A 13,773-nucleotide genomic window follows, 5' to 3' on the forward strand; every position below is an offset into this window, starting at 1 on the left:
TGATTATACACGGCGACGTTTTGGAGGACGAGCACCATTGTGTGGCACTGGAGTCACATCACGAATTGCTGTTACTTCAAGACCAGCGGCAGCAAGCGCACGAATAGCTGACTCACGACCAGAACCTGGACCTTTTACAGTAACTTCAACTGATTTAAGACCGTGTTCTTGTGCAGATTTAGCAGCAGCTTCAGAAGCCATTTGAGCAGCGAATGGTGTAGATTTACGAGAACCTTTGAAACCAAGAGCACCAGCTGATGACCAAGCAATTGCATTACCATGCACATCAGTAATCATAACAATAGTGTTATTAAATGTAGCGTGAATATGAGCAATACCAGATTCGATATTCTTTTTCACACGACGTTTACGTGTTGGTTTAGCCAAGACTTTTACCTCCTATATTATTTTTTCTTACCAGCAATCGCAACAGCTTTACCTTTACGAGTGCGAGCGTTGTTTTTAGTGTTTTGTCCACGGACAGGAAGTCCACGACGGTGACGGATACCACGGTATGAACCGATTTCCATCAAACGTTTGATGTTCAAGTTTACTTCACGACGAAGGTCACCTTCAACTTTGATTGCATCCACTTCACGACGGATAGCATCTTCTTGATCTGATGTAAGATCACGTACACGAACATCTTCTGAGATTCCAGCAGCAGCCAAAATTTTCTTAGATGTTGCAAGTCCGATACCATAAACATAAGTCAATGAGATTACTACACGTTTGTCATTTGGAATGTCAACTCCAGCAATACGAGCCATGTTTTCTCCTTTCTATCTTATCCTTGACGTTGTTTGTGTTTTGGATTTGCTGGGCAAATTACCATAACACGACCATTACGACGAATAACTTTACAGTATTCGCAAATTGGTTTGACCGATGGTCTTACTTTCATTTCTTATCCCTCCAAGTTTTTCGATTATTTAAAGCGGTAAGTGATACGTCCACGTGTCAAGTCATATGGACTCATTTCGACAGTAACACGATCTCCCGCTAAAATACGAATATAGTTTTTACGAATTTTACCAGAAACTGTTGCTAAAATCTGATGTCCATTTTCAAGTTCAACCGTAAACATTGCATTCGGCATTGTATCAACTACTTTGCCTTCAACTTCAATCACATCGTCTTTTGCCACGCAAAAGCACCTCCATAAATTTCGATTCGATGCCTCTAGACACAGAGACAACAATTATAAGTCAGACTATCTCAGTATAACATTTGTAGCGGATTTTTGCAAGTGTGAAAAGCGCTTTATTTCAAATTTGTCAATACTTTTTCGATATCTGAGAAGACATCATTGATATCTTGATTACCTTCGATGTCATGAACCAAACCTTTGGCACGATAGTGAGCAATGATTGGTTCCCCTTGAGCAATATTCACATCCAAACGACGTTTGACTGTCTCAGGCTTATCATCTTCACGTTGGTAGTAATCTTCTTCTTTATAGTCAGCTGGTGGGTTAAAGACCTTGTGGAAAGTTTCTCCAGTTACGCGGTGGATGATACGGCCACTCAAACGTTCCAAGAGGCTATCTGGATTTACTTCAATGTTGATGACACCTTCTAGTTCAATGCCAAGTTCAGCCAATGTTTTGTCCAAGGCATGAGCTTGTTCGATTGTACGTGGGTAACCATCCAACAAGAATCCTGTTTCTTTAATATCATCTTGTGAAAGACGTTCTTTTACGATCCCATTTGTAACTTCATCAGGAACCAATTCACCCTTGTCAATGTATGACTTAGCAAGAACACCCATTTCAGTTTGATTTGCTATTGCAGCGCGGAACATATCACCTGTTGAGATATGTGCAACATGGAATTGTTCTACGATTTTTGCTGCTTGAGTTCCCTTACCTGCACCAGGTAAGCCCATAATCAAAAGATTCATGATCTGATCTCCTTATTTTATTTTTAAATAGAAGCAAAAAGTCTTTTCACCCCTATTTAAAAACAAAATAGAAGAGGGGAGACCAAACTCTCACTAATGTTAGAGTTAAACCTCCACTCCCTCAGCATTTACTGCTTCATACTCAATGAAAATCNNTTCGAAGAGTATCAGTAAATACTTTTATTCTGTTCTATCCATGAAACCAACATACTTACGTTTCAATAGGTAACCTTCCAATTGCTTGATTCCTTCGATACCTGTAGAGATAATGATCAAGAGACTTGTTCCACCAAAGGCAACAACATCAGAAAGACCAAATACATCTTTAGCTGCAATCGGCAAAATGGAAATCACACCAAGGAAGAGGGAACCAACCGTTGCAAGACGACGAAGAAGTTTAGACATATATTCTTCTGTACCTTTACCAGGACGAACTCCATGGATATAGGCACCGCTCTTTTGTAGGTTCTCTGCCGCTTTTTCAGGATTAATCTGTACAAACGTATAGAAGAATGTAAAGAGAATAATCAATAAAGCATACATAGCAATACCAGTTGGAGAAGTGGTTGCCAACATCTCTTGTGCTACCCTTACCCAAGCCCAATCATGACCTGTGGCGCTCAAAAACTGAAGAATAGCCGCAGGCGCTGCAGTAATGGAACTGGCAAAGATAACAGGGATAACTCCAGCAGGGTTTACCTTCAATGGAAGGTAAGAGCTAGATGGAGCACCTTGTGCAACCTTAGTATATTGGATTGGAATTTTGTATTCTGCTTGTTGAACATAAGTTGTAAAGTAAATGATCAACAATACAGTAATAATCAAAATGATTACGAAAATGATAGATGAAGTGATACGGCTACTTGGGACGTTCACAAAGTAGTCCACATAGATGCCCTGAATCATCTCTGGAATTGAGGCAACAATCCCGGCAAAGATAATCATAGAAACACCATTTCCGTATCCCTTATCTGTAATTTGCTCTCCCAACCAAGTGACAATCATACTACCAGCTGTTAAGATGATACCAATCGTCAGAAAAACTTGGGGAGTTAAAGCAGTTTTAATCAATTGAGCTCCAGCCAAGGTATTAAAACCAGCTGTAATCCCGATAGATTGCACAAAGGCTAGACCAAGGGCAATATAACGAGTAGCTTGGTTCAATTTTCTTCGACCTACTTCCCCTTGTTTTCCCCACTCTACAAATTTCGGTAAAATATCCATTTGTAAGAGTTGGACAACGATAGAAGCAGTAATATAGGGACTAACTCCTAGGGCAAAAATCGAAAAGTTTTTTAGGGCATTCCCCGACACCAAGCTCAACATGTTTAAGAAGGATAATCCACTTAAAGCATTCAAGCTATTGGCATTCACACCAGGAACTGTAATGCTAGTTCCGATACGAAAGACCAAAACGATAAAAATTGTAAATAAAATTTTTGATCGAACCTGCTTGACTTTAAGAGCTTCTCTTAATAATTTAAAAAACATAGGTCACCTCTCTTAGATGACTTCTACTGAACCACCTTTAGCAGTGATAGCTTCTTCAGCTGATTTAGAGAATTTAGCTGCTTTCACAGTCAATTTCTTAATCAACTCACCGTTACCAAGAATTTTAATACCTGACTTTTCAGCTTTAACAATTCCTGCTTCGATAAGAACAACTGGAGTTACTTCAGCACCATCTTCAAAGACGTTCAATTGGTCAAGGTTCACAATTGCGTATTCTTTAGCGTTGATGTTAGTGAATCCACGTTTTGGAAGACGACGGAACAATGGAGTTTGTCCACCTTCAAAACCAAGGCGAACTCCGCCACCGCTACGAGCTTTTTGACCTTTTTGACCACGACCAGATGTTTTACCGTTACCTGATGAAGTACCACGACCAACGCGGTTACGTACTTTACGAGAACCTTCTGCAGGTTTCAATTCATGAAGTTTCATTTTTATTTTCTCCTCTTTTGTAAAATGCTAGCGCCGATAAGGGAGAAAAGGTTGTCTCCCCCATCAACTCGCCTATACGACGTCATCATAGATGACTATATCTAGTTTTAGGGGATGGTATAGTGCACATCCCCTAAAAATTCATTAGTTTACTTCTTCAACTGTTACCAAGTGAGATACTGCAGTGATCATACCACGGATAGCAGCGTTATCTTCTTTAATAACAGAGCTGTTCAATTTGCCAAGTCCAAGTGCTACAACAGTTTTACGTTGTGATGGAATGCGTCCGATTGGAGACTTAGTCAAAGTAATTTTAATTTGAGCCATTTTATCCCCTTTCTTATGCCAAATCAGAAACTGAAATACCACGAAGGGCAGCAACTTCTTCAGCGCGTTTCAATTGTTTCAAACCTTCAACAGTTGCACGAACAATGTTGATTGGAGTGTTAGAACCAAGTGATTTAGATGTAATATCTGCCACACCTGCCAATTCCACAACGGCACGAACTGCACCACCAGCGGCAACTCCAGAACCTTCTACAGCAGGTTTCAACAATACTTTAGCTCCACCGAATTCTGAAAGAACTTCGTGTGGGATTGTTGTTCCAACCATAGGAACTTCGATCAAGTTTTTCTTAGCATCATCTACTGCTTTACGGATTGCTTCTGGAACTTCTTGAGCTTTACCAGTACCAAATCCTACGCGACCGTTGTGGTCACCAACAACAACAAGAGCTGCGAAACGAAGACGACGTCCACCTTTAACAACTTTTGTAACACGATTGACAGCAACTACGCGTTCTTCTAATTCAACTGCATTGTCTTTAAATGCCATTTTCTAGTGTCCTCCTATTAGAATTTCAATCCGTTTTCACGAGCTGCATCAGCCAAAGCTTTCACACGTCCGTGATATAGATATCCACCGCGGTCGAACACCACTTCTGAAATACCTTTAGCGTTTGCACGTTCTGCAACGAGTTTACCGACAGCAACAGCTTGTTCAGTTTTAGTTCCTTTTGAAACTTCTTTGTCAAGAGTTGAAGCACTTGCGAGCGTTACACCCGCTACGTCATCAATCACTTGAGCGTAGATGCCTGTATTAGAACGGAATACGTTCAAACGTGGGCGATCAGCAGTTCCAGAGAGTTTTCCGCGAACGCGACGGTGGCGTTTTTGGCGGAGTTTGTTTTTATCTGGTTTTGAAATCACAGTTTTCACCTCTTTAGTTTTAAATCGTGTGCTATGCACAAAGTTGGAAAATAGGTTGGTGGTTGAGAATCAACCACTCAACATTATTTACCTGTTTTACCTTCTTTACGGCGAACGAATTCACCAACGTAACGGATACCTTTACCTTTATATGGTTCTGGTGAACGAAGGCTACGTACGTAAGCAGCTGTTTGTCCAACTACTTCTTTTGAAATTCCGCTAACAACGATTGTTGTTGGGTTTGGAAGTTCAAAAGTAATTCCTTCTGGAGCTTCAACTTCGTCTGGGTGAGATTTACCAACAGCCAAAACAAGTTTAGATCCTTGAAGTTGTGCACGGTAACCAACCCCACGCATTTCAAGTTCTTTCTTGAATCCTTCTGATACACCAACAACCATGTTGTTCAAAAGGGCACGAGTAGTTCCGTGGATAGTTTTCATTTCTTTTGAATCGTTTGGACGGTGAAGGGTTACTTCAGTACCTTCCACACGGATTTCAATATCTTTTGAGAACTCACGAGTAAGTTCTCCTTTAGGTCCTTTTACAGTTACAAGGTTGTCATTGTTAGTGAGTTCAACACCAGCAGGCAACACGATAACTTTATTACCAATACGTGACATGTTTATTTTCTCCTGTTAAATTGTCAGGCCAGAACGGCCAGTTTTCACGGGGTTCAGATACTTATTTAGTTCAAGAGCTGAACTGAACACGCTCTAACGAGCTTTGTATCTTGATTTGAGTTCGAGCTAAGAATTTGGTGAAAAAGATAAGTTTGTCTTGGAGCATCGCTCCTGCTACAAACTTCCTATTTTCACTGCATTCTTTTAACGCTCTCACATCATCAATTACCAAACGTAAGCGATAACCTCACCACCAACATTCTTTTGGCGTGCTTCTTTATCAGTAAGCAAACCTTCAGAAGTTGAAAGGATAGCAATTCCAAGTCCGTTAAGAACTTTTGGAAGGTCTTCACGTTTTTTGTAGACACGAAGTCCTGGTTTAGAAATACGTTTCAAGTTAGTGATAACTTTTTCACCGTTTGGTCCGTATTTAAGAAATACACGGATGATGCCTTGTTTGTCATCTTCGATGATTTCAACGTTTTTTACAAAACCTTCGCGTTTAAGGATTTCAGCAATCCCTTTTTTGATGTTTGATGCAGGTACTTCAAGTACTTCGTGTTTAGCTTGGTTAGCGTTACGAATACGAGTTAGGAAGTCTGCGATTGGGTCAGTCATAACCATTTTGTTTTTCTCCTCTTACTAGTAGTTTGCAAGTTGCACTTGCTAGTTAATACATGATACAAAGAGCGTAACAGCAAGAGCAAAAATAGGCAATTTGATGCAGGAGCGATGCTCCAAAGAAAATTGGTCTTTTTTTGCCAAAGCTGTAGCTCGTGTTCAAATTGGCTAGCCCAACTGAACACGGGCTAAACTCTGTGTGAAAAAGATAAACTTTCCTAGAAACCTCAGTTTCTTCGTCAAGTTTCCTATTTTCACTTAGAGTTTTGACGCCCTTGATATCTTAAATTACCAAGATGCTTTTGTTACACCAGGAATTTGACCTTTATGCGCAAGTTCGCGAAAAGCGATACGACTCAGACCAAATTTGCGGTAAACTGAATGTGGGCGCCCCGTAACTCTACAACGATTATGTAAACGAGTCGGTGAGGCGTTGCGAGGTAATTTAGATAAACCTTCATAGTCCCCTGCTGCCTTTAATGCAGCACGTTTTTCAGCATAACGGTCAACAATTTTTTGGCGTTTAGCCTCTCTAGCTACCATTGATTTTTTAGCCATTAGATTTACCTCCTATATTATTTTGCAAAAGGCATTCCAAGGCCTGTAAGCAATGCACGTGACTCTTCGTCAGTGTTAGCAGTTGTTACGATAACAATGTCAAGACCACGAGTTTTGTCAACGTCATCGAAGTTGATTTCTGGGAAAATCAATTGTTCTTTCACACCAAGTGTATAGTTTCCGCGTCCATCAAATGATTTTGTTGGAACACCGTGGAAGTCACGTACACGTGGAAGTGAAACTGAAACCAATTTATCCAAGAATTCGTACATCCGTTCACCACGAAGGGTAACTTTTGCACCAATCGCAACACCTTCACGAAGACGGAAGCCGGCGATTGATTTTTTAGCTTTAGTGATAAGTGGTTTTTGACCTGAGATAAGTGCCAATTCTTCAGCAGCTTTTTCAAGGCTTTTAGCGTTTGATACAGCTTCACCAACACCCATGTTCAAAACGATCTTATCTACTTTAGGCACAGCCATCACTGATGAGTAGTTGAATTGTTCTGTCAAAGCAGGAACTACTTCATTAAGATATTTTTCTTTTAAACGATTTGCCATTATACTTCTCCTTTCCTTCGTGATTAATCAAGCACTTCGCCTGATTTTTTGTTGTAGCGAACTTTTTTACCGTCTACAAATTTGTAACCAACACGACCAGCTACACCATTTTTGTCCAAAACTTGAACGTTTGATACGTGGATAGCTGCTTCCTTCTCGATGATACCACCTTGAGGAAGCTCGTTAGTTGGACGTTGGTGTTTCTTAACGATGTTAACACCTTCAACGATAACTTTGTTTACTTTTGGAAGGGCAGTAAGGACAACAGCTTCTGTTCCCTTATCTTTACCAGCGATTACGCGAACTTTGTCGCCTTTTTTTACAAACATTAGGTTTCTCCTTGATTTTTCTTACGCCCATAAGGGCACCCTAGCTTGAAGCTAGGGGACTAGTTTGTTTGTTTTTGCTCTTCGAAAATCAAAGCAATCCTTCGTCAGTTTCAACTCACCTAACTTAAGTTATGCTTTCGTTTTACTTCCTAGACTTGTTTTAATTTTCTTTGAGCAACCAATTAAAGTACTTCTGGAGCAAGTGACACGATCTTCATGAAGCCACCTTCACGCAATTCACGTGCAACTGGGCCAAAGATACGTGTTCCGCGAGGAGTTTTATCTTCACGGATGATAACTGCTGCGTTTTCGTCAAATTTGATGTATGAACCATCAGCACGACGAGCACCTGATTTAGTACGAACGATAACTGCTTTAACAACGTCACCTTTTTTAACCGCACCACCAGGAGTAGCTTGTTTTACAGATGCCACGATAACATCACCGATGTTTGCAAATTTACGTCCTGAACCACCAAGAACTTTGATAGTCAAGATTTCGCGAGCACCGCTGTTGTCTGCGACTTTCAAACGAGTTTCTGTTTGAATCATTTCAGTTTTCTCCTTTCAGGTTTGATTAGATGATGACCGCTTCTTCAACAACTTCTACAAGACGGAAACGTTTTGTAGCTGAAAGCGGGCGAGTTTCCATGATACGTACGATATCGCCTTCTTTGGCAACATTGTTTTCATCATGAGCTTTGTATTTTTTAGAGTAGTTAATACGTTTACCATAGACTGGGTGGTTACGTTTTGTTTCAACTACAACTGTGATTGTCTTGTCCATTTTGTCAGATACAACACGTCCAACAAGAACTTTACGATTATTGCGTTCCATTGAAATTTCTCCTTCCCTAGTCTATTATTTCGCTTCAGATTGAACTGTTTTGATACGAGCGATTTGTTTTTTAACTTCTTTCAAGCGAGCTGTTTGTTCCAATTGACCAGTAGCAGCTTGGAAACGAAGTTCAAACAATTCTTTTTTCAATTCGTTTTCGCGCTTCGCGAGTTCTTCTTGAGAAAGACCACGAAGTTCTTTAACAAATTCTTTTACTTCATTAAGTTTCATGCCTTCTCCTTATTCTGCTTCACGTTTTACGAATTTACATTTAACTGGCAATTTGTGGCTAGCAAGACGAAGCGCTTCACGAGCGATCTCTTCAGATACACCAGCGATTTCGAACATCACTTTACCACGTTTAACTGGTGCGACCCAACCTTCAGGTGCCCCTTTACCAGATCCCATACGCACACCGATAGCTTTAGCAGTGTATGATTTGTGTGGGAAGATTTTAATCCAAACTTTACCACCACGTTTCATGTAACGAGTCATGGCGATACGAGCAGCTTCGATTTGGCGGTTAGTGATCCAGTGGCTAGTTGTAGCTTGAAGACCGTATTCACCGAATGCTACTTCTTTTCCACCTTTTGCTTCACCGCGCATTTTTCCACGGAATTCACGACGGTGTTTAACACGTTTAGGTACTAACATTGGTTATTTACCTCCTTTAGTGTTTTTGCGAGCTGGAAGAACTTCACCACGGTAGATCCATACTTTAACACCAAGTTTACCGTATGTAGTATCTGCTTCTTCCCAAGCGTAATCGATATCTGCACGAAGTGTGTGAAGTGGAACAGTTCCTTCAGAGTATCCTTCAGCACGGGCGATATCTGCACCGTTCAAACGACCTGATACTTGAGTTTTGATTCCTTTAGCTCCAGCACGCATTGCACGTTGGATTGCTTGTTTTTGTGCACGACGGAAAGCAACACGTTGCTCCAATTGACGAGCAATTCCTTCACCTACAAGGTGAGCATCCAAATCAGGTTGTTTGATTTCGATGATGTTGATGTGTACTTGTTTTCCAGTCAATTTGTTAAGTTTTGCACGGAGTGCATCAACGTTAGCACCACCTTTACCGATAACCATTCCTGGTTTAGCAGTGTGAAGTGAAACGTTAACTTTGTTTACTGCGCGTTCGATTTCAATAGTTGAAACTGCTGCGTCAGCAAGTTCTTTTTGAACGAATTTACGGATTGCAAGATCTTCATGAAGGTAATCCGCGTATTCTTTTTCAGCATACCATTTGGCATCCCAATCACGGATGATGCCGACACGCATACCAATTGGATGTACTTTTTGACCCACGATTTTACCTCCTTATTTTTCTGCAACAGCTACAGTGATGTGAGCTGTACGTTTGTTGATTGGTGAAGCTGAACCTTTCGCACGTGGACGGAAACGTTTCATAGTTGGTCCTTCGTTTGCGAATGCTTCAGATACTACCAAGTTAGCTTTATCCAAACCAAAGTTGTTTTCAGCGTTAGCTACAGCTGAGTTCAAAACTTTCAAGATGATTTCAGCAGCTTTGTTTGGAGTGAATGTCAAGATTGCGATTGCATCGGCTACGCTTTTACCACGGATGTTATCAAGAACAAGACGTGATTTACGAGGTGAAACACGTACTGTACGAGCCATTGCTTTAGCTGAAGTAATTTCTGCCATTTATGTTCTCCTTATTTTCTACGTGTTTTCTTGTCGTCTGCAGCGTGACCTTTGTAAGTACGAGTTGGTGCAAATTCACCAAGTTTGTGACCTACCATGTCTTCTTGGATGTAAACAGGTACGTGTTTACGTCCGTCATAAACTGCGATAGTGTAACCAATGAAACTTGGGAAGATCGTTGAACGACGTGACCAAGTTTTAATAACTTTTTTCTTTTCGTCGTTAGCTTGAGCTTCAACTTTTTTCATCAAATGCTCATCGACGAAAGGTCCTTTTTTAAGACTGCGTCCCATTTTTATATTTTCTCCTTTAAATGTTGTACCACAGCGGCTTGCGCTCACATGGAGCGCTACCGAGCTGGCGGATTTACTAGTTGCTTAAGCGACTAGTTTAATATTATTTCTCGTTGCGACGACGAACGATAAGTTTGTCAGATTTCGCTTTCTTGTTACGAGTTTTAAGACCAAGAGCAGGTTTGCCCCATGGAGTAGATGGTGCTTTACGACCAACTGGTGCTTTACCTTCACCACCACCGTGTGGGTGATCGTTAGGGTTCATTACAGAACCACGAACTGTTGGGCGGATACCTTTCCAACGGCTACGTCCTGCTTTACCAAGGTTTACAAGTCCGTGTTGTTCGTTTCCGACAACACCAACTGTAGCACGGCAAGTTCCAAGAATCATACGAACTTCACCTGATTGAAGACGAACAAGAACGTATTTACCTTCTTGACCCAATACTTGAGCAGATGCTCCAGCAGCACGTACCAATTCACCACCACGACCTGGTTTCAATTCGATGTTGTGGATCAAAGTACCAACTGGGATGTTAGCAAGTGGAAGAGCGTTTCCGACTTTGATATCTGCTTCTGGACCTGAAACGATACGTTGACCTACTTCAAGACCTTTTGGAGCGATGATGTATGCTTTCACACCGTCAGTGTAGTGTACAAGAGCGATGTTTGCAGAACGGTTTGGATCGTACTCGATTGTTTTAACAACCGCTTCAACGTTGTCTTTGTTACGTTTGAAGTCAACCAAACGGTAGAAACGTTTGTGTCCACCACCTTGGTGACGAACAGTGATACGACCGTTGTTGTTACGACCAGCCTTGCTCTTCAATGCAACAAGCAATGATTTTTCAGGAGTGCTTGTTGTGATTTCAGCGAAATCCAAAGAAGTCATATTACGGCGACCGTTTGTTGTTGGTTTATAAACACGAATTCCCACGATATTTCCTCCTTAGATTATTCAGCTTCAGCAGCAAACAACTCGATTGCTTTAGAATCAGCTGTAAGTGTGATGATAGCTTTTTTAGTTTTGTTAGTAAAACCAGTGTAACGTCCAACACGTTTAGCTTTTGGTTTTACGTTGATTGTGTTAACATTGGCAACTTTAACACCTTCGAAAGCAGCTTCAACAGCTTGCTTGATCAAAAGTTTGTGTGCACGAGTGTCAACTTCAAATACATATTTCCCTGCTTCAAGTTGAGCCATTGAGCTTTCAGTGATGACAGGTTTTTTGATAACATCATACAAATTCATTATGCAAGAACCTCCTCGATTTTAGAGATAGCTGCTTGTGTGACAAGAAGTTTGTCGCTATTTGCGATGTCAAGAACACTTGCAGTTGTAGCAGTTGCAACTTTCACGTTTGGAAGGTTACGAGCTGAAAGAGCTGCGAATTCATTTCCTTCTTCAAGGATAACAAGAACTTTAGAATCGATGCTCAATGCTGCAAGAACTTTTGCAAATTCAGCAGTTTTTGGAGCTGTAAATGAAAGAGCGTCTACAGCTACGAATTTGTTTTCAGCAACTTTTTCAGAGTAAACTGATTTAAGAGCTAGGCGACGAACTTTTTGTGGAAGTTTGTAGCCGTATGAACGTGGAGTTGGTCCGAAGACAACACCACCACCACGCCATTGTGGTGAGCGGATAGAACCTTGACGAGCACGTCCAGTTCCTTTTTGACGCCATGGTTTGCGTCCACCACCTGATACTGCAGAGCGGTTTTTAACAGCGTGTGTTCCTTGACGAAGGCTTGCGCGTTGGCTGATGATTACATCAAACACAACTGATTCATTTGGTTCGATACCAAATACTGCATCGCTAAGAACAACTTGGCCAGCTTCTTTACCAGTTTGGTCAAATAATGTTACGTTTGCCATTGTGACTGATTTCCCCTTTCTTTATTATTTACCAGCTTTAACTGCTGATTTGATAGTGATAAGAGATTTCTTAGCACCTGGTACGTTACCTTTGATAAGGATAACGTTCTTTTCTGGAACAACTTGTACAACTTCAAGGTTTTGAATTGTTACGCGGTCGCCACCCATACGCCCTGCAAGGTTTTTACCTTTGAATACGCGGTTAGGTGCAACAGGTCCCATAGAACCTGGACGACGGTGGTAACGAGAACCGTGAGCCATTGGTCCACGTGATTGTCCGTGGCGTTTGATAACACCTTGGAAACCTTTACCTTTAGAAGTACCCGTTACGTCAACAACGTCTCCAGCTGCGAATGTTTCAACTGTGATTTCAGCACCAACTTCCAAGCCTTCAACGTTTTTGAATTCACGAATGAAGCGCTTAGGAGCCGTGTTAGCTTTCGCTACATGTCCTTTAGCAGGTTTGTTGCTCAATACTTCGCGTTTGTCACCAAAACCAACTTGGATAGCGTTGTATCCGTCTGTTTCAACAGTTTTAACTTGAAGAACAACGTTTGGAGTTGCTTCAATAACTGTTACAGGGATCAATTCGCCAGCTTCAGTGAAGATTTGAGTCATTCCCACTTTTTTCCCTAAGATTCCTTTTGTCATGAGAAAATAGTTCCTTTTCTATATTTTTTATTCAAAAAGTTTTTAACGAGCGTTTTTTATGCTCAGGTCTAAGATACAAAGGGCGTCAAACTCAAAGTGAAAATAGGAAACTGACGCAGTGTCTAGCAGACACTAGGAAGTTTATCTTTTTCACACCGAGTTTAGCCCGTGTTCAATTAGATTGAAACACCAGCCTCTGCTCTTTTATATTTTAGATTAAAGTTTGATTTCTACGTTTACACCACTTGGAAGATCCAATTTCATCAAAGCATCAACTGTTTTTTGAGTTGGGTTAACGATATCGATCAAACGTTTGTGTGTACGCATTTCAAATTGTTCGCGAGAGTCTTTATATTTGTGAGTCGCACGAATGATTGTGTAGAGGCTACGTTCAGTTGGAAGTGGGATTGGACCCGCAACTTGTGCACCTGTACGAGTAGCTGATTCTACGATTTTTGCAGCCGCTGTATCAAGCGTACGGTGTTCGTAAGCTTTCAAACGGATACGGATTTTTTTGTTTGCCATCTTTTTCTCCTTTTCGTCTATTTAAGATAATAGGCTAGCTCCACAAGAAAACCGACGCGGTGTTGCGTGGCAATGCAACCGAGCGTGTCGCAACCTCTTGCATCAAAGCTAAAGCTGTAATTTACAGCACCATAATAGAATAACACAAAGCCCCTGCGATTGCAAGGGATTTGTTGCTGTTT

At 41.1% G+C, this 13,773-nt stretch carries 27 protein-coding genes; all 27 read right to left on the reverse strand.

Translation table 11 applies throughout. From position 1 onward, the window contains the following. Window positions 1-3: 3 nt before the first annotated feature. The 27 genes from rpsK to rpsJ all read right to left on the reverse strand — a co-directional run bounded on the left by rpsK (window position 4) and on the right by rpsJ (window position 13,591). The gene (rpsK, locus tag HT723_RS00790; protein ID WP_001118385.1) at window positions 4-387 is read right to left on the reverse strand and encodes a 30S ribosomal protein S11; all 384 of its coding nucleotides are present in this window, start codon (window positions 385-387) and stop codon (window positions 4-6) included. Window positions 388-404: 17 nt separating this feature from the next. Further along, window positions 405-770, reverse strand: a complete 366-nt coding sequence (gene rpsM / locus HT723_RS00795) for a 30S ribosomal protein S13 (protein ID WP_000090781.1) — start codon at window positions 768-770, stop codon at window positions 405-407. 17 nt (window positions 771-787) lie between these two features. Continuing rightward, complete coding sequence (rpmJ, locus tag HT723_RS00800; RefSeq protein WP_001808836.1) at window positions 788-904, reverse strand: 50S ribosomal protein L36; 117 nt, start codon at window positions 902-904, stop codon at window positions 788-790. Window positions 905-928: 24 nt separating this feature from the next. Next, window positions 929-1,147, reverse strand: coding sequence for a translation initiation factor IF-1 (gene infA / locus HT723_RS00805; RefSeq protein WP_001029883.1), 219 nt, complete (start codon window positions 1,145-1,147; stop codon window positions 929-931). A 116-nt stretch (window positions 1,148-1,263) separates the two neighbouring features. Then, window positions 1,264-1,902 (reverse strand): adenylate kinase, encoded by a 639-nt coding sequence (locus tag HT723_RS00810; protein ID WP_054392574.1) that lies wholly within the window; start codon window positions 1,900-1,902, stop codon window positions 1,264-1,266. A gap of 180 nt (window positions 1,903-2,082) precedes the next feature. After that, entirely contained in the window at window positions 2,083-3,393 is a 1,311-nt protein-coding gene (gene secY / locus HT723_RS00815) for a preprotein translocase subunit SecY (RefSeq protein WP_000465393.1), read from the reverse strand. A 12-nt stretch (window positions 3,394-3,405) separates the two neighbouring features. After that, complete coding sequence (gene rplO, locus HT723_RS00820) at window positions 3,406-3,846, reverse strand: 50S ribosomal protein L15 (protein ID WP_000766086.1); 441 nt, start codon at window positions 3,844-3,846, stop codon at window positions 3,406-3,408. A gap of 144 nt (window positions 3,847-3,990) precedes the next feature. After that, a complete protein-coding gene (gene rpmD, locus HT723_RS00825; RefSeq protein WP_000057241.1) occupies window positions 3,991-4,173 on the reverse strand; it encodes a 50S ribosomal protein L30 in 183 nt (60 codons plus the stop codon). Window positions 4,174-4,186: 13 nt separating this feature from the next. Then, window positions 4,187-4,681 (reverse strand): 30S ribosomal protein S5, encoded by a 495-nt coding sequence (rpsE, locus tag HT723_RS00830; RefSeq protein WP_000874202.1) that lies wholly within the window; start codon window positions 4,679-4,681, stop codon window positions 4,187-4,189. Between the two features lie 17 nt (window positions 4,682-4,698). Then, window positions 4,699-5,055, reverse strand: a complete 357-nt coding sequence (rplR, locus tag HT723_RS00835; RefSeq protein WP_000624044.1) for a 50S ribosomal protein L18 — start codon at window positions 5,053-5,055, stop codon at window positions 4,699-4,701. 83 nt (window positions 5,056-5,138) lie between these two features. Then, complete coding sequence (gene rplF, locus HT723_RS00840; RefSeq protein ID WP_000086635.1) at window positions 5,139-5,675, reverse strand: 50S ribosomal protein L6; 537 nt, start codon at window positions 5,673-5,675, stop codon at window positions 5,139-5,141. Window positions 5,676-5,900: 225 nt separating this feature from the next. Further along, window positions 5,901-6,299 carry a 30S ribosomal protein S8 gene (gene rpsH, locus HT723_RS00845; RefSeq protein ID WP_000245503.1) on the reverse strand — a complete coding sequence of 133 codons (399 nt, stop codon included), beginning with the start codon at window positions 6,297-6,299 and terminating at the stop codon, window positions 5,901-5,903. A 285-nt stretch (window positions 6,300-6,584) separates the two neighbouring features. After that, window positions 6,585-6,854, reverse strand: a complete 270-nt coding sequence (rpsN, locus tag HT723_RS00850) for a 30S ribosomal protein S14 (RefSeq protein WP_001085703.1) — start codon at window positions 6,852-6,854, stop codon at window positions 6,585-6,587. 17 nt (window positions 6,855-6,871) lie between these two features. Continuing rightward, window positions 6,872-7,414, reverse strand: coding sequence for a 50S ribosomal protein L5 (rplE, locus tag HT723_RS00855; RefSeq protein ID WP_000013542.1), 543 nt, complete (start codon window positions 7,412-7,414; stop codon window positions 6,872-6,874). Between the two features lie 23 nt (window positions 7,415-7,437). Next, complete coding sequence (gene rplX / locus HT723_RS00860) at window positions 7,438-7,743, reverse strand: 50S ribosomal protein L24 (protein WP_000497691.1); 306 nt, start codon at window positions 7,741-7,743, stop codon at window positions 7,438-7,440. A 182-nt stretch (window positions 7,744-7,925) separates the two neighbouring features. Continuing rightward, a complete protein-coding gene (gene rplN / locus HT723_RS00865) occupies window positions 7,926-8,294 on the reverse strand; it encodes a 50S ribosomal protein L14 (RefSeq protein WP_000616545.1) in 369 nt (122 codons plus the stop codon). A 25-nt stretch (window positions 8,295-8,319) separates the two neighbouring features. Then, complete coding sequence (gene rpsQ / locus HT723_RS00870) at window positions 8,320-8,580, reverse strand: 30S ribosomal protein S17 (protein ID WP_000440801.1); 261 nt, start codon at window positions 8,578-8,580, stop codon at window positions 8,320-8,322. 24 nt (window positions 8,581-8,604) lie between these two features. Next, window positions 8,605-8,811, reverse strand: a complete 207-nt coding sequence (rpmC, locus tag HT723_RS00875) for a 50S ribosomal protein L29 (protein WP_000772918.1) — start codon at window positions 8,809-8,811, stop codon at window positions 8,605-8,607. Window positions 8,812-8,820: 9 nt separating this feature from the next. Continuing rightward, window positions 8,821-9,234: a 50S ribosomal protein L16 gene (gene rplP, locus HT723_RS00880; RefSeq protein WP_000960946.1), complete on the reverse strand. Its 414-nt coding sequence runs from the start codon at window positions 9,232-9,234 to the stop codon at window positions 8,821-8,823. A gap of 3 nt (window positions 9,235-9,237) precedes the next feature. After that, on the reverse strand, window positions 9,238-9,891 hold the full coding sequence (rpsC, locus tag HT723_RS00885; RefSeq protein ID WP_000529936.1) for a 30S ribosomal protein S3: 654 nt from the start codon (window positions 9,889-9,891) through the stop codon (window positions 9,238-9,240). Window positions 9,892-9,903: 12 nt separating this feature from the next. Continuing rightward, window positions 9,904-10,248 carry a 50S ribosomal protein L22 gene (gene rplV, locus HT723_RS00890; RefSeq protein WP_000818137.1) on the reverse strand — a complete coding sequence of 115 codons (345 nt, stop codon included), beginning with the start codon at window positions 10,246-10,248 and terminating at the stop codon, window positions 9,904-9,906. Between the two features lie 11 nt (window positions 10,249-10,259). Then, window positions 10,260-10,541 carry a 30S ribosomal protein S19 gene (gene rpsS, locus HT723_RS00895; protein ID WP_000533766.1) on the reverse strand — a complete coding sequence of 94 codons (282 nt, stop codon included), beginning with the start codon at window positions 10,539-10,541 and terminating at the stop codon, window positions 10,260-10,262. Window positions 10,542-10,644: 103 nt separating this feature from the next. Further along, on the reverse strand, window positions 10,645-11,478 hold the full coding sequence (rplB, locus tag HT723_RS00900; RefSeq protein WP_000512910.1) for a 50S ribosomal protein L2: 834 nt from the start codon (window positions 11,476-11,478) through the stop codon (window positions 10,645-10,647). Window positions 11,479-11,495: 17 nt separating this feature from the next. Further along, a complete protein-coding gene (locus tag HT723_RS00905; RefSeq protein ID WP_001055347.1) occupies window positions 11,496-11,792 on the reverse strand; it encodes a 50S ribosomal protein L23 in 297 nt (98 codons plus the stop codon). Beyond that, window positions 11,792-12,415, reverse strand: coding sequence for a 50S ribosomal protein L4 (rplD, locus tag HT723_RS00910; RefSeq protein WP_000024543.1), 624 nt, complete (start codon window positions 12,413-12,415; stop codon window positions 11,792-11,794). Before rplD ends, HT723_RS00905 begins: the two co-directional genes overlap by 1 nt. 24 nt (window positions 12,416-12,439) lie before the next feature. Continuing rightward, the gene (rplC, locus tag HT723_RS00915) at window positions 12,440-13,066 is read right to left on the reverse strand and encodes a 50S ribosomal protein L3 (protein ID WP_000160201.1); all 627 of its coding nucleotides are present in this window, start codon (window positions 13,064-13,066) and stop codon (window positions 12,440-12,442) included. 216 nt (window positions 13,067-13,282) lie between these two features. Next, window positions 13,283-13,591 carry a 30S ribosomal protein S10 gene (gene rpsJ / locus HT723_RS00920; RefSeq protein WP_001284513.1) on the reverse strand — a complete coding sequence of 103 codons (309 nt, stop codon included), beginning with the start codon at window positions 13,589-13,591 and terminating at the stop codon, window positions 13,283-13,285. Between the last annotated feature and the right edge of the window lie 182 nt (window positions 13,592-13,773).

It is taken from the genome of Streptococcus sp. 2106 (genome assembly GCF_013277315.1).
GTDB lineage: Bacteria > Bacillota > Bacilli > Lactobacillales > Streptococcaceae > Streptococcus > Streptococcus pseudopneumoniae.

Bases quoted from the DNA above. Each gene is read 5' to 3' on its own strand.
- rplN (WP_000616545.1), bottom strand. From the start codon at position 8,294: ATGATTCAAACAGAAACTCGTTTGAAAGTCGCAGACAACAGCGGTGCT.
- rplE (WP_000013542.1), bottom strand. From the start codon at position 7,414: ATGGCAAATCGTTTAAAAGAAAAATATCTTAATGAAGTAGTTCCTGCT.
- HT723_RS00810 (WP_054392574.1), bottom strand. From the start codon at position 1,902: ATGAATCTTTTGATTATGGGCTTACCTGGTGCAGGTAAGGGAACTCAA.
- rpmC (WP_000772918.1), bottom strand. From the start codon at position 8,811: ATGAAACTTAATGAAGTAAAAGAATTTGTTAAAGAACTTCGTGGTCTT.
- rpsM (WP_000090781.1), bottom strand. From the start codon at position 770: ATGGCTCGTATTGCTGGAGTTGACATTCCAAATGACAAACGTGTAGTA.
- rpsS (WP_000533766.1), bottom strand. From the start codon at position 10,541: ATGGGACGCAGTCTTAAAAAAGGACCTTTCGTCGATGAGCATTTGATG.
- rplD (WP_000024543.1), bottom strand. From the start codon at position 12,415: ATGGCAAACGTAACATTATTTGACCAAACTGGTAAAGAAGCTGGCCAA.
- rplP (WP_000960946.1), bottom strand. From the start codon at position 9,234: ATGTTAGTACCTAAACGTGTTAAACACCGTCGTGAATTCCGTGGAAAA.
- rplC (WP_000160201.1), bottom strand. From the start codon at position 13,066: ATGACAAAAGGAATCTTAGGGAAAAAAGTGGGAATGACTCAAATCTTC.
- HT723_RS00905 (WP_001055347.1), bottom strand. From the start codon at position 11,792: ATGAATTTGTATGATGTTATCAAAAAACCTGTCATCACTGAAAGCTCA.
- rpsE (WP_000874202.1), bottom strand. From the start codon at position 4,681: ATGGCATTTAAAGACAATGCAGTTGAATTAGAAGAACGCGTAGTTGCT.
- rplV (WP_000818137.1), bottom strand. From the start codon at position 10,248: ATGGCAGAAATTACTTCAGCTAAAGCAATGGCTCGTACAGTACGTGTT.
- rplX (WP_000497691.1), bottom strand. From the start codon at position 7,743: ATGTTTGTAAAAAAAGGCGACAAAGTTCGCGTAATCGCTGGTAAAGAT.
- rpmJ (WP_001808836.1), bottom strand. From the start codon at position 904: ATGAAAGTAAGACCATCGGTCAAACCAATTTGCGAATACTGTAAAGTT.
- secY (WP_000465393.1), bottom strand. From the start codon at position 3,393: ATGTTTTTTAAATTATTAAGAGAAGCTCTTAAAGTCAAGCAGGTTCGA.
- rplO (WP_000766086.1), bottom strand. From the start codon at position 3,846: ATGAAACTTCATGAATTGAAACCTGCAGAAGGTTCTCGTAAAGTACGT.
- rpsN (WP_001085703.1), bottom strand. From the start codon at position 6,854: ATGGCTAAAAAATCAATGGTAGCTAGAGAGGCTAAACGCCAAAAAATT.
- rpsH (WP_000245503.1), bottom strand. From the start codon at position 6,299: ATGGTTATGACTGACCCAATCGCAGACTTCCTAACTCGTATTCGTAAC.
- rpmD (WP_000057241.1), bottom strand. From the start codon at position 4,173: ATGGCTCAAATTAAAATTACTTTGACTAAGTCTCCAATCGGACGCATT.
- rplF (WP_000086635.1), bottom strand. From the start codon at position 5,675: ATGTCACGTATTGGTAATAAAGTTATCGTGTTGCCTGCTGGTGTTGAA.
- rpsJ (WP_001284513.1), bottom strand. From the start codon at position 13,591: ATGGCAAACAAAAAAATCCGTATCCGTTTGAAAGCTTACGAACACCGT.
- rpsQ (WP_000440801.1), bottom strand. From the start codon at position 8,580: ATGGAACGCAATAATCGTAAAGTTCTTGTTGGACGTGTTGTATCTGAC.